Consider the following 18,924-nt stretch of genomic DNA (forward strand, 5'->3'; position numbering starts at 1 on the left):
TACGCCATATCATCCAGACATGGCGTATAACTCTAACATATTCACTGCACCACATCCCCCAGCGCCTCTTCCAGGTCATACCAGCGGAACGTAAACCCGGCCGCTTCCAGCCGTTTTGGCAGCGCGCGCTGCCCGCCCAGCACCAGCACCGAAGACTCACCCATCAACAGACGAATCGCCGTTGCAGGCACGCGCAGCACCGCCGGGCGATGCAGGGCATGGCCCAGGGCGTGAGCAAACTGTTCATTACGTACCGGATACGGAGACACCATGTTAAACGGCCCGCGCAGGTCGTTATCCAGCAGCCAGAGAATGCCGTTGACCATATCCTCGATATGGATCCACGCCAGATACTGACGACCATTGCCGATGGGCCCGCCAAGCCCCATTTTAAACGGCGGCAGCATTTTACCGAGAATACCGCCCTTCGGCGCAAGTACCACGCCGGTGCGCAGCAGGCAGACGCGGGTACGATCGCTTTGCGCCGCGCAGGCGATGCGCTCCCACTGGGCGCAGAGTTTATGGGTAAACTCGTTGTGCGGCGGCTCCTCTTCGGTCACCACCACTTCACCGAGATCGCCATAGTAGCCTGTAGCAGAACCTGAAATCAGCACCGAAGGCGGCGTCTCGCTGTTGCGAATCAGCTCAACCAGCCTTTCGGTCATGTTCCAGCGGCTGCTGCATAAACGCTGTTTTTGCTCTTCGGTCCAGCGTTTATCGGCGATAGGTTCGCCTGCGAGGTTGATGACGGCGTCAAAGCCGTTCAGATCCTGCCGTTCCGCCAGGCCTTTCCAGATCTCAACGCTGGCACCCAGCACCTGGCGCGCTTTCTCCGGGCTGCGCGTGACCACGGTAATGTCGTGATGCAACGTCTGCAAACGTGGAATGAGATGGCGACCAATCAGGCCCGTACCGCCGGTGAGCAGGATCTTCATACAACCTCCAGGTTTACGCCTGGCGCTGCCAGCTTAACGTCATGGAGACGGAGTCGGCGTAGCGCAGGGCGTGAAGTTTATCGATCTCCACTTCAGCATAAGTGACCCAGTGGTGTTCGCGTGCGATGTCGAGCACATCCTGAGTTAATTTTTCCAGTAGCGCAAAACGGTTGTTCTCAACGTACTGGATGATGCTTTTGGTGATCGTGCGATAGTTCAGCGCGTCATTGATGTCTTCGCTGGCGCGCGCCTTGTCTGCCGGGTAGTGGATCACTACATTCACCACGATATCCTGGCGATTCGCGATCTCCTCCTCTTTGATACCAATGAACGTGCGTAAGCGTAAGTTTTTTATACGAATAATAGCGTCATGCTGGGACATTGCAGGTCTTCTCCGTGTCAGTATTTTCACCTCATCATACATGAGGAGAACACCTGCACCCAACGGGGCGCAGGCTCAAATCTGATGGATTTTTTGCATGGCGCGTTCGGTGGCCGGGCGGGTCCGGATGCGCTCAAACCAGTTGTTCACCGCCGGATAAGCGGCCAGATCGATCCGGTGGCGTTCATGGGTGTTGATCCACGGCCAGCAGGCGATATCTGCAATGCTGTAATGCTCACCTCCCAGCCACGGTGATTTTTCCAGCCGACGGTTCAGGACACCGTACAGGCGCTGGGTTTCGACCTGATATCGCTCAATGGCGTAAGGGATCGTCTGCGGCGCATAGGCAGTAAAGTGATGATTCTGCCCCAGCATCGGCCCCAGGCCGCTCGACTGCCAGAATAACCATTGCAGCGTGTGATGACGCTCGCGCAACTCCCCGCTCAGGAGCTTGCCGGTTTTCTCTGCCAGATAGAGCAAAATCTCTCCAGACTCAAACAGGCTTAACGGTTTGCCGCCGTCAGAGGGCAGGTTATCAATGATGGCCGGAATTTTATTGTTGGGCGATATGGCCAGAAAAACGGGGCGGAACTGGTCGCCTTTACTGATATCCACGCGAATGATCCGGTAGTCCACTTCGGCTTCTTCAAGAAAGAGGGTGATCTTATGGCCATTAGGGGTGGGGGCATAATAGAGATCTATCATTCTCAACTCCTGTCAGTGCGAATAGTGTTGCCATGAAAAATCAGTATAGGTGCTTGTTGTAAATCGTGAGTTTTCATCAAGTGACAGCGAGGCAAAGAGATTATATGTTGAGTGAAAACCGATCAGCCGATGAGGATGTTATGAGCCAGCCTGTAATAACGTTGTGGTCCGATGCGAACTTTTTTTCTCCTTATGTCATGAGCGTTTATGTGGCGCTGGCAGAAAAGGGGCTTACTTTTAGTCTGAAAACCGTTGACCTGGACAGCGGCGAACATCTGAAGCCTCAGTGGCAGGGCTACGCGCTCACCCGCCGTGTCCCTGTGCTGGAGATCGACGGTTTTGAGTTGAGTGAATCCTCGGCGATTGACGAGTATCTTGAGGACCGCTTTGCCCCGCCAGAGTGGGAACGCATCTATCCTCACGATCTGCAAAAGCGCGCCCGCGCCCGCCAGATCCAGGCATGGCTGCGTAGCGACCTGGTGCCGATTCGCACAGAACGCTCTACGGATGTGGTGTTCGCTGGCGTCAAAAAGCCCGCCCTCAGCGAGGAAGGCTTATCCAGCGCCCGGAAGCTGATCGAAACTGCCTCATCGCTGCTGGCGCAGGGTAACCCCAACCTGTTTGGCGAGTGGTGTATTGCCGACACCGATCTGGCGCTGATGCTCAATCGCTTGATCCTTAATGGCGATGACGTCCCACAGCTGCTGGTGGATTACGCCACATTCCAGTGGCAACGCGCGTCGGTACAGCGCTATCTGGCACTCTCTGCTAAGCGCGCGGGCTGATAAGACGGGGCGCTTGAGGTATGATAGGGGCAGTCTGAATTCCTGAGGAGTAACTGATGAAACTGATGTTTGCGTCGGATATTCATGGATCGCTGCCCGCGACCGAACGCGTGCTTTCTCTGTTCGCCCAAAGCGGAGCGCAATGGCTGGTGATCCTGGGCGACGTGTTAAACCACGGCCCACGCAATGCGTTGCCGGAAGGCTACGCTCCCGCGCAGGTGGCGGAAAAACTTAATCATTTTGCCTCGCGCATTATCGCCGTTCGCGGCAACTGTGACAGCGAAGTTGACCAGATGCTGCTGAATTTTCCCATCACCGCTCCCTGGCAACAGGTGTTGATGGAAAACAGCCGTTTGTTCCTGACCCACGGGCACCTGTTCGGCCCGGATAACCTGCCGTCACTCGCCGCTGGCGATGTCCTGGTTTATGGTCATACTCATATTCCGGTGGCGGAAAAACGCGGGGCGTTTTATCACTTTAATCCCGGGTCTGTCAGCATTCCTAAAGGCGGCAATCCGGCAAGCTACGGCATGTATGAAGACGGGACATTAAGCGTTATCGCACTTAATGATCAGCAAGTTATTGCGCAGATAGCGATTAATCCGTAAGTTACACCACAACTGCAAACGCGCCAAAAGAGCGCTTAGACGAGAAGGTTTCCCGATGGTGGAGCAGAATCATTTGGCAAGTACTGAGTGGGTTGACATTGTCAGCGAAGAGAATGAAGTGATCGCGCAGGCCAGCCGCGAACAAATGCGTGCGGAGCGTCTGCGTCACCGCGCGACGTACATCGTTGTTCATGATGGCATGGGCAAGATTCTGGTCCAGCGTCGCACCGACACCAAAGATTTTCTTCCTGGTATGCTGGATGCCACAGCAGGTGGCGTTGTGCAGGCCGATGAAGTATTGCTGGATTCCGCGCGTCGTGAAGCGGAAGAAGAGTTAGGTATCGCTGGCGTGCCGTTTGCCGAGCACGGGCAATTTTATTTCGAAGATGAACATTGTCGCGTCTGGGGCGGGCTGTTTAGCTGCGTTTCCCACGGACCTTTCGCCTTGCAGGAAGAGGAAGTGAGCGAAGTGTGCTGGATGACGCCGGAAGAGATCACCGCGCGTTGCGACGAGTTCACGCCAGATTCCCTTAAAGCACTGGCGCTGTGGATGACCCGCAACGCCAAAAACGAATCCGCTAAACCGGAAAATAAGGCGGAAAAAGAGGAAGAGGCTGAGTAAGCCTTAACAGCTTTCCCGCATACACAGGCTGGACGCGATGGGTTTATGATCGCGCCAGTCTCCGTCATTCAGACGTTCCAGTAACGCTTTCCCGGCTTCAATCCCAATCTTGCGATGCGGTACTGCCATCGTTGTCAGCGGCGGCTGACAGACGCGGCTGACGTCGCTGTCACCAAAGCCCACGACCGCTAAATCGTCCGGCACTTTGATGCGTCGACGCTGGCACTCATACAGCGCGCCGCAGGCCAGTTCATCTGATACGCACACCAGCGCATCCAGTTCCGGCCACGCCAGCAGGAACTCTGGCAGTTGTGCCGCGCCGGTGGAGAAGTTCGGCGGCATGGCGGCATTAATCACTCTGTTCGGCGACAGGTGGTGGCGCAGCATCGCCTTGTACCAGCCCTGCAAATGCTGCTGAAAAATCCACTGCTCCTGGTTAGCGCACAGCAGGCCGATATTCTGGTAGCCACGCTGAATCACCATCTCGGTAAGTTCATACATGGCGGCGACGTTATCAATCCCGATATTCATATCAATCGGATCGGCACGCATTGCACCCATTTCCATCACCGGGATAGAGGCGTTTTTCAGCCAGTGGCGTACGGTATCGGAGTGCTCGACGCTGAGCAGTATCGCCGCGGCGATATTCGAGGCCAGCAGCGTTTCGAGCAGTTTCTCTTCCTGTTCAAGACGATGCTGAGATTCCGCCAGCATGATCTGATATCCGGCTGGCTGGAGCACCTGCTGTAGCCCGGCGAACATCTCGGAACAGCCAGCTTCGGAAAGATTGGGAACTACCATCGCGATCGTCCATGACGACGCCGATGCCAGTGCGCTGGCGGCAAGATTGGGCATATAACCCAGCTCCTGCACCGCGGCTTCAATTTTTTCACGCAGTTTATCGGAAACCTGTTCGGGCGTGCGGAGGGCACGGGAAACAGTCATCGTGCCTACGCCGGCAAGCTGTGCGACATCCGCGAGCGTTACTTTTCCGGTACTGCGCCGTTTTCGGGTTAAAGACATACATCTTCCTGCTGACAGGACGCGATTCAGTTTCATCCTTCATTTTACGTGACAGGCAGTATACGCCTTAAATCCCTTTTTTTGCTGTGATTTCGCACCATGATAGCAATTTGATAGCGCTATCACAGTTCTGCATGTTAGTCGTTGGTAGCGCTATCTTTGTGATCGCGATCGCAGTCATTGATTGATGGGTTGAATAGAGTTTGCCCATGTCTGGTCTTTAGCGGGAGTGAAAAATGCTCAAAAAGTGGATATATGATACAACCATCATCCTACAGGATAGCGTTGAAAGCTGGCCCCAGGCGCTGGAACTGTGCGCGAAACCGCTGCTGGATTTGCAGGTCATTGCGCCGGAATATGTCACGGCTATCATCGAGCAGCACCAGACGTTAGGTCCCTACTATGTGCTGGCTCCAGGGCTGGCAATGCCACATGCGCGACCGGAAGAAGGGGCGAAAGGACTTGGCCTGTCATTATTAAAACTAAAACAGGGCGTCTCTTTTGGTGCCGGTGAGTTTGACCCCGTCGATGTGATTGTGATGCTGGCGGCGCCGGACAAGCATAGCCATATCGAAATGATCTCAGCCTTAGCGGAATTATTTTCCAGCGACGAAGATATGGCTGAATTACATCGGGCGAATACGCTGGAGGAGATAAAAACCGTTATCGATCGCTTCTGATTTAATTATTTAATCCGATTCATCTCAACATTACGCGTCAGCGTGATGGGACGTACTCTACTCAAAAAAGGGGATAACAATGAAAATCATGGCTATTTGCGGCTCCGGCCTGGGCAGCAGTTTTATGGTCGAAATGAATATTAAAAAGGTGCTCAAAAAACTGGAAATTGAGGCCGAGGTTGAACACTCCGATCTCTCCTCGGCCACGCCGGGCGCGGCGGACCTGTTTGTAATGGCGAAAGACATTGCCGCCAGCGCCAGCGTGCCGGAAAGCCAGCTGGTGGTAATCAACAATATCATCGATATCAACGAACTCGAAGCGCAGCTGCGCGCCTGGTTCGAAAGACAATAATCCTGATAAGGCGAGGTGGATATGTTTATCCTTGAAACGCTGAATTTCGTTGTTGATATTTTAAAAGTCCCTTCAGTGCTGGTCGGGTTAATTGCTCTGTTTGGTCTTGTGGCGCAGAAAAAAGCCTTTTCGGATGTGGTAAAAGGCACAATTAAAACCATTCTCGGCTTTATTGTACTGGGCGGCGGCGCAACTGTGCTGGTGGGCTCTTTAAATCCGCTCGGCGGTATGTTTGAGCACGCCTTTAATATTCAGGGCATTATTCCCAACAATGAAGCTATTGTATCGATTGCCCTGGAGAAATATGGCGCTTCCACCGCGCTCATTATGGCCTTCGGGATGGTGGCGAATATTATTGTTGCGCGCTTTACCCGCCTGAAATACATCTTCCTCACCGGGCATCACACCTTCTACATGGCATGCATGATCGGCGTGATCCTGACGGTTGCAGGCTTCGAGGGGGTCGGGCTGGTCTTTACCGGTTCGTTGATCCTCGGCCTGATTATGGCCTTCTTCCCGGCGATTGCGCAGCGCTATATGAAGCGTATTACCGGCAACGATGAGATCGCCTTCGGTCATTTCGGCACGCTGGGCTACGTGCTGTCCGGCTGGATTGGCAGCAAGGTCGGGAAAGGCTCGCGCTCCACCGAAGAGATGAACCTGCCGAAGAACCTTAGCTTCCTGCGTGACAGTTCAATCTCCATCTCCCTGACCATGATGATTATCTACCTGATCATGGCGGTGAGCGCCGGACGTGAGTACGTGGAGGCCACCTTCAGCGGCGGCCAAAACTACCTGGTATACGCCATCATTATGGCCATCACCTTCGCGGCAGGCGTGTTCATCATCTTGCAGGGCGTGCGCCTGATTCTGGCGGAAATCGTCCCGGCCTTTACCGGCTTCTCGGAAAAACTGGTGCCCAATGCGCGGCCTGCGCTGGACTGCCCGGTAGTCTACCCGTATGCGCCAAACGCGGTGCTGATTGGCTTCCTGTTTAGCTTCCTCGGCGGGATTGTTGGGTTGTTCATCTGCGGTCAGTTTAGCTGGGTGCTGATCCTCCCGGGCGTTGTGCCGCACTTCTTCACCGGCGCAACGGCGGGCGTGTTCGGTAACGCCACCGGTGGACGCCGCGGGGCAATGATTGGCGCCTTTGCTAACGGCCTGCTGATCACCTTCCTGCCGGTCCTGCTGCTGCCTGTTCTGGGCGCAATTGGCTTTGCGAATACGACCTTCTCGGACGCTGATTTTGGTGCGGTCGGGATTGTGCTGGGCAACCTGGCACGCTTCCTGTCGCCGCTTGCCATCACCGGACTGGTTGTTGTGTTGTTCGCGCTGCTGGTGGCCTACAACGTCTTCGCTAAAAACAAACCTGCCAGCGGTAACGCGCAGGAAAACCCCGGAGCCAAATCATGAATGAGAATGAAATAACCGACCTGGCGCGTCAGATCCGCCTTGAGACGCTGAAATCCCTTACGCAGCTGGGTTTTGGTCACTACGGTGGCAGCATGTCAGTCGTTGAAACGCTGGCCGTTCTGTACGGCGCGGTGATGAAAATTGACCCGGCCGATCCGGACTGGCCAGAGCGCGATTACTTTGTGCTGTCGAAAGGCCATGCGGGGCCGGCGCTGTACAGCACGCTGGCGATTAAGGGCTACTTCCCGATTGAAGAGCTGAGCACGCTGAACCAGAACGGGACGCGTCTGCCAAGTCACCCGGATCGCCTGAAAACACGCGGCGTGGATGCCACCACCGGTTCACTGGGGCAGGGGATCTCCATCGCTGGCGGCATGGCGCTGTCGCACAAGCTGGCAGGAAGGCCAAACCGGGTGTTTTGCATCGTTGGCGACGGAGAACTGAATGAAGGACAGTGCTGGGAAGCCTTCCAGTTTATCGCTCACCATCGACTGAACAATCTGACGGTATTCGTGGACTGGAACAAACAGCAGCTCGACGGCGAGCTGGACGAAATCATCAGCGCCTTCGACCTGGAAGGCAAATTCCGCGCCTTTGGTTTTGACGTGGTGACGGTGAAAGGGGATGACATTCCGGCGCTGCTGGAGGTGACCGCGCCGATCCCTGCGGCCGATGCGCGTCCGCGGGTGGTGATCCTCGACAGCATCAAAGGGCAGGGGGTGCCATACCTGGAACAGCTCAGCAACTCGCACCACCTGCGATTAACCGAGGAGAGCAAAGCGGCGCTCAACGAGACGATTCGCCAACTGGAGACTTCACATGATTAAGGTTGCACCGACAGGACAGAAAGATGCCGTTGAGATGCGTAAGGTCTACGCGGGTTTTGTGGCAAAACAGATTGAGGCCGGGAGCGAGATCATTGCGCTCGAAGCGGATCTGATGAGTTCGATGGCGATGGACGGCGTAGCGCGTGATTATCCACAGCACGTCATCAACTGCGGCATTATGGAGGCCAACGTGATTGGGACGGCCGCCGGGCTGTCGCTCACCGGACGGAAGCCGTTCGTTCATACCTTTACCGCCTTTGCCAGCCGTCGCTGCTTTGACCAGCTGTTTATGTCCCTGGACTACCAGCGCAATAACGTGAAGGTGATTGCCTCGGATGCGGGCGTGACGGCCTGCCACAACGGTGGGACACATATGTCGTTCGAGGACATGGGCATCGTGCGCGGTCTGGCGCATTCAGTGGTGCTGGAGGTGACCGATGCGGTGATGTTCGAAGATGTGCTGCGTCAGCTCATCGACCTGGAAGGCTTCTACTGGGTAAGAACCATCCGTAAACAGGCCCCGAGCGTGTATGCCCCGGGGTCAACCTTCACCATCGGCAAGGGCAACGTGCTGCGCGAGGGAACCGATATTACCCTGATTGCTAACGGCATTATGGTGGCGGAAGCGCTGGAGGCGGCGCGCCAGCTGGAGCAGGAGGGGGTAAGCGCAGCGGTCATCGACATGTTTACCCTGAAGCCTATCGATCGGATGCTGGTGAAAAACTATGCCGAGAAAACCGGGCGTATTGTGACCTGCGAAAACCACAGCATTCACAACGGGCTGGGGTCGGCGGTGGCGGAAGTGCTGGTGGAAACCTGTCCGGTGCCTATGCGGCGGGTGGGGGTGAAGGAACGATATGGTCAGGTGGGCACGCAGGACTTCTTGCAAAAGGAGTATGGCCTGACGGCACATGACATTGTGTCGGCGGCGCGAGAGTTGCTGTAATAAAAAAGGCGACCATTTGTGGTCGCCTCTCTTGCCGGATGGCGCTTCGCTTATCCGGCCTACAAAACCGTAGGCCCGGTAAGCGCTAGCGCCACCGGGCTTTTTAGCTTACTGCTGCTGCGAAGACTGGATCGCGGTCAGCGCGATGGTGTAGACGATATCGTCAACCAGCGCACCACGGGACAGGTCGTTCACAGGTTTGCGCATGCCTTGCAGCATTGGCCCGATGGAGATCAGGTCTGCTGAACGCTGTACCGCTTTATAGGTAGTGTTACCGGTGTTCAGATCCGGGAAGATGAACACGGTAGCGCGACCTGCAACCGGCGAGTTCGGCGCTTTGGATTTCGCCACGTCAGCCATTACCGCGGCATCGTACTGGAGCGGGCCGTCGATCATCAGATCCGGACGTTTTTCCTGTGCAATGCGGGTTGCTTCACGGACTTTCTCTACGTCACTACCTGCACCAGAGGTACCGGTGGAGTAGGAGAGCATCGCGACGCGTGGTTCAATACCGAAGGCAGTTGCGGAGTCCGCAGACTGGATAGCGATTTCTGCCAGCTGCTCTGCGGTTGGGTCCGGGTTGATCGCGCAGTCGCCGTAAACGTAAACCTGTTCAGGCAGCAGCATGAAGAACACGGAGGAGACCAGAGAGCTGCCCGGTGCGGTTTTGATCAGCTGCAACGGTGGGCGGATGGTGTTCGCGGTGGTGTGAACCGCACCGGAAACCAGACCGTCAACTTCGTCCTGCTCCAGCATCAGCGTACCCAGCACCACGTTGTCTTCCAGCTGCTCACGCGCAACGGCTTCGGTCATGCCTTTGTTCTTACGCAGCTCAACCAGACGGGCAACGTAGCTTTCGCGGACCACGTCAGGATCAACGATTTCGATGCCCGCGCCAAGCTCAACGCCCTGCGACGCCGCAACGCGGTTGATCTCATCCGGGTTACCCAGCAGCACACAGGTCGCGATACCGCGCTCTGCACAGATGGCCGCCGCTTTAACGGTACGTGGTTCGTCGCCTTCTGGCAGAACCACGCGTTTGCCCGCTTTACGCGCCAGCTCGGTCAGCTGGTAACGGAAGGCTGGAGGAGACAGACGACGGCTGCGCTCGGAAGTCGCCGTCAGGGATTCGATCCAGTCTGCGTTGATGTAGCCCGCAACGTATTCCTGAACTTTCTCGATACGCTCGTGGTCATCAACCGGCACTTCGAGGTTGAAGCTTTGCAGGCTCAGGGAGGTCTGCCAGGTGTTGGTGTTCACCATGAAGACTGGCAGGCCAGTGGCGAACGCACGTTCGCACAGCTTGCTGATACGCGCGTCCATTTCGTAGCCGCCGGTCAGCAGAATGGCACCGATTTCCACGCCGTTCATCGCCGCCAGGCAGGCAGCGACCAGCACGTCCGGACGGTCTGCGGAGGTCACCAGCAGGGAACCTGCGCGGAAGTGCTCCAGCATGTGCGGAATGCTGCGCGCACAGAAGGTCACGGACTTCACGCGGCGGGTGTTGATATCGCCTTCGTTGATCACGGTGGCGTTCAGGTGACGCGCCATATCGATTGCACGGGTGGCAATCAGATCGAAGCTCCATGGCACCGCGCCCAGAACAGGCAGCGGGCTGGAATCCTGCAACTTAGCCGGGTCAACTTTGATGACTTTCGCTTTGGAAGAGTCGTCAAAAATTTCGGACAGGTCAGGACGCGTACGGCCCTGCTCATCTACTGGCGCGTTCAGCTTGTTAACAATCACGCCGGTGATGCTGGTGTTTTTCGCACCGCCGAAGCTGCTGCGCGTCAGTTCGATACGCTCTTTCAGCTGCTCTGGGGTATCCGTGCCCTGAGACATCACGAAAACGATCTCTGCGTTCAGGGTTTTCGCGATTTCAAAGTTCAGAGACTGGGCAAACTGGTGTTTACGGGTCGGGACCAGGCCTTCAACCAGCACCACTTCCGCGTCCTGCGCGTTTGCGTGGTAGTTGGCAATGATCTCTTCCATCAGCACGTCTTTCTGGTTGCTGGAGAGCAGAGATTCAACGTGGCTCATCTTCAGCGGTTCAGCCGCTGGCAGATTGGAGTTCTTGCGAACGATGGTGGTGGTCTGGTCTGGCGCATCGCCACCGGCACGTGGCTGGGCGATAGGCTTAAAGACGCTCAGACGAACGCCTTTGCGTTCCATAGCGCGGATCACGCCGAGGCTGACGCTGGTCAGGCCGACGCTGGTTCCGGTAGGGATCAGCATAATAGTACGGGACACGGTTTATCCTCTTTCGTTACCGCCGCGTTGGGCGGGTTACAAAACAGCACCGCCAGCATTGCTGGCGGTGTGGAATCAGGCAGTCAGGCGGTGCGCGTCTTGCGCGATGACCAGCTCTTCGTTAGTTGGGATAACGATAGCAGGGCGGGTGCCTTCTTTGTTGATGAAGCCAGACTTGCCGAAGCGGGCAGCCAGGTTACGCTCATGATCAACTTCGAAGCCCAGAACGCCCAGTTTGCCCAGGGACAGTTCACGTACCATTGCCGCGTTCTCACCGATACCGCCGGTGAAGATAACAGCATCCAGACGGCCTTCCATCAGCGCGGTGTAAGAACCGATGTACTTCGCCAGACGGTGGCAATAAACGTCCATTGCACGTTTAGCGTCAGCTTTTTCTGCGTAGTTGTCTTCAACGTAACGGCAGTCGCTGGTGACCTCGGTCAGGCCCAGCAGGCCAGACTCTTTGGTCAGCATTTTGTTGATGTCGTCAACGCTCATGCCCAGGGTGTCGTGCAGGTGGAAGATGATCGCCGGGTCGATATCACCGGAACGGGTACCCATCACCAGACCTTCCAGCGGGGTCAGACCCATAGAGGTGTCAACACACTTACCGTTGCGGATAGCGGAAACAGAACCACCGTTGCCCAGGTGGCAGGTGATAATGTTGACTTCTTCAACCGGCTTGTTCAGCACTTTTGCGGCTTCCTGAGTCACATAGAAGTGGCTGGTGCCGTGTGCGCCGTAACGACGGACGCCGTGCTCTTTGTACAGGCTGTATGGCAGGGCATAGAGGTAAGACTCTTCCGGCATGGTCTGATGGAACGCGGTATCGAACACGGCCACGTTTTTGTCTTTCAGACTCGGGAAGGATTTCAGTGCTTCAGCGATACCGATCAGGTGCGCCGGGTTATGCAGCGGTGCGAAAGACGCAGAGTCTTTGATACCCTGGATCACGGAGTCGTCGATTACCACGGAACTGGTGTATTTTTCGCCGCCGTGGACGATACGGTGACCAATTGCGGTCAGCTGAGCAGACAGTTCTGGTTTTTGTGCCAGAATAGTGTTAACGATAAAGTTCAGCGCTTCACTGTGAGCGGCGCCTGCACCTAAAGCCGCTTCTTGTTTGCTGCCGTCCATCTTCCACTTGATACGTGCTTCAGGCAGATGGAAACATTCGGCCAAACCAGAGAGGTACTCGTCACCGTTGAGCGCATCGATGATGGCGAATTTCAGTGAGGAGCTACCGCAGTTCAGAACCAGTACTAACTTACTCGACATGGAAGTACCTATTATTGATACGTGGCTAAAAAAACGTCAGTGAGTCTAAAAGCGTAACGCATGCTGACCCAGACATTTATGATTAACATCATGCCAAACAAACATTCTGGCAGGATGGAAGAAATACCTATGATTTTAAGCCATTTTGAACATTTTTCAGACAATGGCATAATATGCGATAATTTGACGAGTTAACGCTTATCGTCTACGGCCCTATCAGGCTGGCACAGGATACCCGATACGGGGTAGCGATGACAAAATATTTTGAACGTTGTCATAGCCTGTTGTGGTTTTGCACGAAAATTTTAATTTTTATATGTGAAGTTGAGGTACAGCCATGTCGACACCCGAAATCCCGTCCGTGAACTTTTTTAGTCTGTTTCGTCGGGGACAGCATTACGCAAAGACATGGCCGATGGAAAAGCGCCTCGCGCCCATGTTTATTGAAAATCGCACTATTCGCGCCACGCGCTATGCGATTCGCTTTATGCCCCCGATTGCCGTTTTTACCCTGTGCTGGCAGATAGCGTTAGGTGGACAGCTTGGCCCTGCCGTCGCGACGGCGCTTTTTGCGTTAAGCCTGCCGATGCAGGGGCTATGGTGGTTAGGCAAACGTTCCGTCACGCCACTTCCGCCTTCTGTTTTACACTGGTTTTATGAAGTGCGTGGAAAACTGGAGGAGGCGGGCCAGGCGCTGGCACCGGTTGAAGGCAAGCCAGACTATCAGGCGCTGGCGGATACCCTCAAGCGTGCGTTTAAACAGCTTGATAAAACATTCCTCGATGACTTGTGATTGATCATCGAAACGACGACCAAAAGAAGGCACAGTAACAATCAGTTACCGTGTCTTTTTTTTACAGTGCAATGCGCTACAGGAGTCGAAAGATGGAAATGACCCATGCTCAACGTCTGATTTTGTCTAACCAGTACAAGATGATGACTATGCTTGATCCCGATAACGCTGCGCGCTACAGCCGCCTGCAAACCATTGTTGAACGTGGTTTTGGCTTGCAGATGCGCGAACTGGATCGCGAATTTGGCGAACTGAAAGAGGAAACCTGCCGTATCGTTATCGACATCATGGAGATGTACCATGCGCTGCATGTGTCCTGGACCAATCTGAAGGACCAGCAGACCATTGACGAGCGCCGCGTGACGTTCCTGGGCTTTGATGCTGCGACGGAAGCGCGCTATCTGAGCTATGTACGCTTTATGGTGAATACCGAAGGGCGTTACACCCATTTTGATGCGGGTACGCACGGCTTCAACGCCCAGACCCCGATGTGGGATAAGTATCAACGTATGCTGAGCGCGTGGCACGCCTGTCCGCGTCAGTACCATTTAAGCAGCAACGAAATTCAACAAATCATTAATGCCTGACGGAGGTGTGTGTGCAGTGTAAAGGTTTTCTGTTTGATCTGGACGGTACGCTGGTGGATTCGCTACCGGTGGTGGAGCGCTCGTGGTGCCACTGGGCCGACCGGCATGGCATCGACCATCAGGACGTACTGAATTTCATCCATGGCAAACAGGCCATTACCTCATTGCGGCACTTCCTTGCGGGACGTTCTGAGGAAGAGATTCAGGCGGAGTTCCGCTATCTTGAGCAGATTGAAGCTACCGATACCGAAGGCATCACCGCGCTGCCCGGTGCGCGTGAACTGCTTGAGCACCTGAATGAAGCGCAGATCCCGTGGGCTATCGTCACCTCCGGCTCGGTTCCCGTCGCGCATGCCCGTCATAAGGCGGCAGGTTTACCGACGCCGGACGTCTTCATTACCGCTGAGCGCGTGAAGCGCGGCAAGCCTGAACCGGATGCGTTTCTGCTCGGCGCAGAACTGCTTGGCCTTGCGCCAGCGGAGTGCGTGGTGGTGGAAGACGCGGCGGCAGGCGTGCTGGCCGGGCTGAACGCCGGAAGCCACGTCATTGCCGTTAACGTCCCGGCGGGTTCCCCCCGGCTGGAAGAGGCGGATTTCGTGCTTAACACCCTGACCGCCATCGACGTCTCGAAGGCGTCAGACGGAGTTGTAACCGTCTCGCTAAAAATGTAATCCCATGATATAGCCCCGCATTACCGGGGCTTTTTTATGGCAGAATTGCTTCTCCTCCACTGACAAGGACATGTTGTGAACGGTGAACTGATTTGGGTCCTGAGCCTGCTGTTAATCGCCATCATTCTTTTTGCCACGGGCAAGGTGCGCATGGATGCCGTCGCCCTGTTTGTGATTGTCGCATTCGTTCTGAGCGGTACCCTTTCCCTGCCGGAAGCCTTTTCCGGGTTTAGCGATCCCAACGTTATTTTGATTGCCGCCCTGTTTATTATTGGCGACGGGCTGGTACGCACCGGCGTGGCGACGATGATGGGGTCGTGGTTGGTTAAGGTGGCGGGCAGCAGCGAAACCAAAATGCTGATTTACCTGATGCTGACGGTCGCCGGGCTGGGCGCGTTTATGAGCTCTACGGGCGTCGTGGCCATCTTTATTCCGGTCGTGCTGAGCGTCTGCATGAGGATGCAGATCTCCCCGTCGCGGCTGATGATGCCGTTGAGCTTCGCCGGGCTCATCAGCGGCATGATGACGCTGGTCGCAACGCCGCCGAACCTCGTCGTGAACAGCGAACTGATCCGTGAGGGGCTTGAGGGGGTTAGCTTTTTCAGCGTTACGCCGATCGGGCTGGTGGTACTGGTGATGGGCATTATCTATATGCTATTGACCCGTTTCGCGCTGAAAGGGGAGAAGCAGGATAAAGCCAAAGAGGGCTGGAAGCGGCGCTCTTTCCGCGATCTGATTAAAGAGTATCGTCTGACCGGGCGTGCCCGACGTCTGGCTATCCGCCCGGGATCGCCTATGGTGGGGCAGCGGCTGGATGACCTTAAGCTACGCGAACGCTATGGCGCGAACGTCATCGGGGTTGAGCGCTGGCGTCGTTTTCGCCGGGTGATCGTTAACGTGAACGGGGTGTCAGAGTTTCGCGCGCGTGACGTCCTGCTGATTGATATGTCCACCGCGGACGTGGATCTGCGCGAGTTTTGTAGCGAACAGCTGCTGGAGCCGATGGTGCTGCGCGGTGAGTATTTCTCCGACCAGGCGCTGGATGTGGGAATGGCCGAGGTGTCCCTGATCCCGGAATCGGAGTTATTGGGTAAAACCGTGCGTGAAATCGGCTTTCGTACCCGCTATGGCCTCAACGTGGTGGGCCTGAAGCGCGATGGCGTAGCCCTTGAAGGGGCGGTGGTGGATGAGCCGATCCTGCTGGGGGATATCTTCCTCGTGGTCGGCAACTGGAAACTGATTAGCCAGCTCGGGCAGAAAGGCCGCGATTTTGTGGTGCTGAATATGCCGATTGAAGAGAACGATGCATCACCGGCGCACAGCCAGGCGCCCCATGCGATTTTTTGCCTGGTATTGATGGTCGCGCTGATGCTGACGGACGAGATCCCTAACCCGGTGGCGGCGATAATCGCCTGTCTGTTAATGGGCAAATTCCGCTGTATTGACGCCGAAAGCGCTTACAAAGCGATTCACTGGCCGAGCATCATTCTCATCGTCGGGATGATGCCCTTCGCCCTGGCGCTACAGAAAACCGGCGGGGTGGATTTGATCGTGAAAGGCCTAATGGACGCGGGCGGGGGATATGGTCCGTACCTGATGATGGTTTGCCTGTTCGTCATGTGTGCCACCATCGGTTTGTTCATCTCCAATACCGCAACGGCGGTGCTGATGGCGCCCATTGCGCTGGCGATGGCAAAATCGATGGGCGTTTCGCCGTATCCGTTTGCGATGATCGTTGCGATGGCGGCGTCCGCGGCATTTATGACGCCGGTCTCTTCCCCGGTCAATACGCTGGTGCTGGGGCCCGGGAATTATAGGTTCAGTGATTTCGTGAAGCTGGGTGTGCCGTTCACCGTGCTGGTGATGGTGGTGTGCGTGGTATTGATACCGGTCCTGTTTCCGTTCTGAGCATTTTGCCGGGTGGCGGCTACGCCTTACCCGGCCTACAACCCCGTAGGCCCTGCAAGCGCAGCGCCGCTGGGCGAAAATCAGAGTGGCGAATCCTGGCTAATCTCATCCAGCGACAAATGGAAGCTCGGCACAAACACGCGCATAAAGTAGTCCATCTCTTCGCTGCGACGAGATTCCAGCGTTTTTTCCAGACGCGTTTTTGCCAGTAAAAATTCGTTATTCCCGGCGGACAGTTCTTCCAGACACTTCAGGTAGGCGCACAGCGCATCGGCCTGCTTAACCAGGGATTTCTCCTCTTCCGTATACTGATGCTCATCGATCAGCGGCCCGAAGATATCGCGCAGCTCTTCAGGCACCATATCGATCAGCTTCTGCTGGGCAATCTTCTCAATGGCCTTATATTCCTGGGCAATCTGCGAGTTGAAATATTTCACCGGCGTAGGCAGATCCCCGGTCAGCACTTCCGATGCATCGTGATACATCGCCAGCAGGGCGATACGTTCGGCATTCACCTGCCCGTTGAATTTGCGGTTTTTAATCGCGGCCAGCGCGTGCGCGACCATGGCAACCTGCAAACTGTGCTCAGACACATTTTCAGTACGCACATTGCGCATCAGCGGCCAGCGGTTGATGAGTTTCAGGCGGGAGAGGTGGGCAAAGAAATGACTCTGACTCATAGGTTACCTTATGTCTTCACTGCGACAGACTTCATTGTGCGGGGAGGGGAGGGAAGATGCAAATTTGCGGATGTTGCAGGCCGGGTAAGCGCAGCGCTACCCGGCGGAAAGTCAGCGTTACTGATGGTACCCGGAGAGGAAGCGCCCGAAGCGGCTGATGGCCATCTCGAGATCGTCTTCGCGCGGCAGGGTGACGATACGCACGTGATCCGGCCACGGCCAGTTAAACGCCGTCCCCTGAACCAGCAGCACTTTTTCCTGCAACAGGAAGTCGAGCACCATTTTCTGGTCGTCGTGAATATTGAAGCGCTTCGCGTCGATTTTCGGGAACATGTACAGCGCGCCGTTAGGCTTCACGCAGGAGACGCCCGGAATATCATTAATCAATTCCCATGCGCGGTTGCGCTGTTCATACAGGCGGCCGCCTGGAACGATAAACTCGCTGATGCTTTGATAGCCGCCGAGTGCTGTCTGGATCGCATGTTGCGCCGGTACGTTGGCGCACAGACGCATGGATGCCAGCATCTCCAGCCCTTCAATGTAGCCTTTCGCATGTTTTTTCGGACCGTTCAGTACCATCCAGCCCTGACGGAAACCGGCAACGCGGTAAGTTTTAGACAGTCCGTTAAAGGTGACCGTCAGCAGATCGGGCGCCAGCGCGGCGATAGAGTGGTGCTGCGCCGCGTCGTACAGGATCTTGTCGTAAATCTCGTCGGCAAAGATGATCAGGTTGTGCTGGCGGGCGATCTCGACGATCTCCATCAGCAGCTCTTTTGAATAGACCGCACCCGTCGGGTTATTCGGGTTAATGATCACGATACCCCGGGTGCGCGGGGTAATTTTGGCGCGAATATCATCCAGATCCGGGAACCAGTCAGAGGATTCGTCGCACAGGTAGTGCACCGCTTTACCGCTGGACAGGGACACCGCAGCCGTCCACAGCGGATAATCCGGGGCAGGAACCAGCATTTCATCGCCGCTGTTCAGGAGCGCCTGCATCGCCTGAACGATCAGCTCCGAGACACCGTTGCCAATGTAGATATCTTCAACGGTGACGTCGCGCATACCGCGAGCCTGATAGTGCTGCATGATGGCTTTACGGGCGGAATAAAGCCCTTTTGAATCGCAGTAGCCTTGTGCAGTGGGCAGGTTACGGATCACATCCACCAGGATCTCATCCGGCGCTTCAAAACCAAATGGCGCGGGGTTGCCGATGTTGAGTTTCAGAACCTTATTGCCTTCCTCTTCAAGGCGTTTTGCCTCTTTGAGTACCGGGCCACGGATGTCGTAACAGACGTTGTCGAGCTTGCTGGATTTTTCGATAGGGGACATGAACCTTTAACCTTTTCGCTATTATTGCAACTTCCTGCCGTGGAAGTGAGCACGGAACAATGTACTCCCACCGCGCTTCGTTTTGAAGGGCGCACAGAAGAAGATTTCGTCCAACCGGGCAATGCCGCGGTGATCGCTTACTCTAAC

Annotated in this window: 20 protein-coding genes; 12 read left to right on the forward strand and 8 right to left on the reverse strand. The window is 55.7% G+C overall.

Annotated elements, in window-relative coordinates; genetic code table 11:
• Nucleotides 1–41 precede the first annotated feature (41 nt).
• From SK58_RS09190 to yfcG, 3 genes are all read right to left on the reverse strand, one after another.
• Nucleotides 42–935: a TIGR01777 family oxidoreductase gene (locus tag SK58_RS09190; RefSeq protein ID WP_045338083.1), complete on the reverse strand. Its 894-nt coding sequence runs from the start codon at nt 933–935 to the stop codon at nt 42–44.
• A gap of 13 nt (nt 936–948) precedes the next feature.
• Nucleotides 949–1,317, reverse strand: coding sequence for a dihydroneopterin triphosphate 2'-epimerase (gene folX / locus SK58_RS09195; RefSeq protein ID WP_003861432.1), 369 nt, complete (start codon nt 1,315–1,317; stop codon nt 949–951).
• Between the two features lie 75 nt (nt 1,318–1,392).
• The gene (yfcG, locus tag SK58_RS09200) at nt 1,393–2,022 is read right to left on the reverse strand and encodes a GSH-dependent disulfide bond oxidoreductase (RefSeq protein WP_045338082.1); all 630 of its coding nucleotides are present in this window, start codon (nt 2,020–2,022) and stop codon (nt 1,393–1,395) included.
• 140 nt (nt 2,023–2,162) lie between these two features.
• Between yfcG and yfcF the strand changes: the two genes are divergently transcribed.
• The 3 genes from yfcF to yfcD are packed head-to-tail and all read left to right on the forward strand — an operon-like array spanning nt 2,163 to nt 4,037.
• Nucleotides 2,163–2,807, forward strand: a complete 645-nt coding sequence (yfcF, locus tag SK58_RS09205) for a glutathione transferase (protein WP_017692996.1) — start codon at nt 2,163–2,165, stop codon at nt 2,805–2,807.
• A gap of 56 nt (nt 2,808–2,863) precedes the next feature.
• Nucleotides 2,864–3,415: a phosphodiesterase gene (yfcE, locus tag SK58_RS09210; RefSeq protein WP_003861437.1), complete on the forward strand. Its 552-nt coding sequence runs from the start codon at nt 2,864–2,866 to the stop codon at nt 3,413–3,415.
• A gap of 55 nt (nt 3,416–3,470) precedes the next feature.
• Nucleotides 3,471–4,037 (forward strand): NUDIX hydrolase YfcD, encoded by a 567-nt coding sequence (gene yfcD, locus SK58_RS09215; RefSeq protein ID WP_006811396.1) that lies wholly within the window; start codon nt 3,471–3,473, stop codon nt 4,035–4,037.
• Nucleotides 4,038–4,040: 3 nt separating this feature from the next.
• Here yfcD and SK58_RS09220 read toward each other — a convergent pair whose 3' ends face one another.
• A complete protein-coding gene (locus SK58_RS09220; protein ID WP_017692998.1) occupies nt 4,041–5,060 on the reverse strand; it encodes a LacI family DNA-binding transcriptional regulator in 1,020 nt (339 codons plus the stop codon).
• Between the two features lie 236 nt (nt 5,061–5,296).
• On the opposite strand from SK58_RS09220, the gene SK58_RS09225 reads away from it, so the two are divergent.
• From SK58_RS09225 to SK58_RS09245, 5 genes are all read left to right on the forward strand, one after another.
• Nucleotides 5,297–5,740, forward strand: a complete 444-nt coding sequence (locus tag SK58_RS09225) for a PTS sugar transporter subunit IIA (protein WP_017383438.1) — start codon at nt 5,297–5,299, stop codon at nt 5,738–5,740.
• 79 nt (nt 5,741–5,819) lie between these two features.
• Nucleotides 5,820–6,092 (forward strand): PTS sugar transporter subunit IIB, encoded by a 273-nt coding sequence (locus SK58_RS09230; RefSeq protein ID WP_003861447.1) that lies wholly within the window; start codon nt 5,820–5,822, stop codon nt 6,090–6,092.
• Nucleotides 6,093–6,113: 21 nt separating this feature from the next.
• Nucleotides 6,114–7,505: a PTS ascorbate transporter subunit IIC gene (locus SK58_RS09235; RefSeq protein ID WP_048219727.1), complete on the forward strand. Its 1,392-nt coding sequence runs from the start codon at nt 6,114–6,116 to the stop codon at nt 7,503–7,505.
• Entirely contained in the window at nt 7,502–8,332 is an 831-nt protein-coding gene (locus SK58_RS09240) for a transketolase (protein WP_048219729.1), read from the forward strand. Before SK58_RS09235 ends, SK58_RS09240 begins: the two co-directional genes overlap by 4 nt.
• A complete protein-coding gene (locus SK58_RS09245) occupies nt 8,325–9,278 on the forward strand; it encodes a transketolase family protein (RefSeq protein WP_015572265.1) in 954 nt (317 codons plus the stop codon). The genes SK58_RS09240 and SK58_RS09245 overlap by 8 nt, the downstream gene beginning before the upstream one ends.
• A gap of 108 nt (nt 9,279–9,386) precedes the next feature.
• Here the strand turns inward: SK58_RS09245 and pta are convergent, their stop codons facing one another.
• The gene (gene pta / locus SK58_RS09250) at nt 9,387–11,528 is read right to left on the reverse strand and encodes a phosphate acetyltransferase (RefSeq protein WP_045327763.1); all 2,142 of its coding nucleotides are present in this window, start codon (nt 11,526–11,528) and stop codon (nt 9,387–9,389) included.
• A 75-nt stretch (nt 11,529–11,603) separates the two neighbouring features.
• Nucleotides 11,604–12,806, reverse strand: coding sequence for an acetate kinase (ackA, locus tag SK58_RS09255; protein ID WP_015572267.1), 1,203 nt, complete (start codon nt 12,804–12,806; stop codon nt 11,604–11,606).
• 337 nt (nt 12,807–13,143) lie between these two features.
• On the opposite strand from ackA, the gene yfbV reads away from it, so the two are divergent.
• The 4 genes from yfbV (at nt 13,144) to SK58_RS09275 (ending at nt 16,765) form a co-directional block, all read left to right on the forward strand.
• Nucleotides 13,144–13,599 carry a terminus macrodomain insulation protein YfbV gene (yfbV, locus tag SK58_RS09260; RefSeq protein WP_017383434.1) on the forward strand — a complete coding sequence of 152 codons (456 nt, stop codon included), beginning with the start codon at nt 13,144–13,146 and terminating at the stop codon, nt 13,597–13,599.
• Nucleotides 13,600–13,691: 92 nt separating this feature from the next.
• Nucleotides 13,692–14,186: a YfbU family protein gene (locus SK58_RS09265; RefSeq protein WP_003861461.1), complete on the forward strand. Its 495-nt coding sequence runs from the start codon at nt 13,692–13,694 to the stop codon at nt 14,184–14,186.
• Between the two features lie 11 nt (nt 14,187–14,197).
• The gene (locus SK58_RS09270) at nt 14,198–14,857 is read left to right on the forward strand and encodes a sugar phosphatase (RefSeq protein ID WP_003861463.1); all 660 of its coding nucleotides are present in this window, start codon (nt 14,198–14,200) and stop codon (nt 14,855–14,857) included.
• Nucleotides 14,858–14,932: 75 nt separating this feature from the next.
• The gene (locus SK58_RS09275) at nt 14,933–16,765 is read left to right on the forward strand and encodes an SLC13 family permease (RefSeq protein ID WP_048219731.1); all 1,833 of its coding nucleotides are present in this window, start codon (nt 14,933–14,935) and stop codon (nt 16,763–16,765) included.
• 80 nt (nt 16,766–16,845) lie between these two features.
• Here the strand turns inward: SK58_RS09275 and yfbR are convergent, their stop codons facing one another.
• Nucleotides 16,846–17,445, reverse strand: a complete 600-nt coding sequence (gene yfbR, locus SK58_RS09280) for a 5'-deoxynucleotidase (RefSeq protein ID WP_003861468.1) — start codon at nt 17,443–17,445, stop codon at nt 16,846–16,848.
• A gap of 117 nt (nt 17,446–17,562) precedes the next feature.
• Nucleotides 17,563–18,777, reverse strand: a complete 1,215-nt coding sequence (gene alaA, locus SK58_RS09285; protein ID WP_003861471.1) for an alanine transaminase AlaA — start codon at nt 18,775–18,777, stop codon at nt 17,563–17,565.
• Nucleotides 18,778–18,924: the final 147 nt, after the last annotated feature.

Origin of the sequence: Enterobacter sp. BIDMC93 (genome assembly GCF_001037805.1) — a bacterium.
In the GTDB taxonomy this organism is placed as follows: domain Bacteria; phylum Pseudomonadota; class Gammaproteobacteria; order Enterobacterales; family Enterobacteriaceae; genus Enterobacter; species Enterobacter hormaechei_C.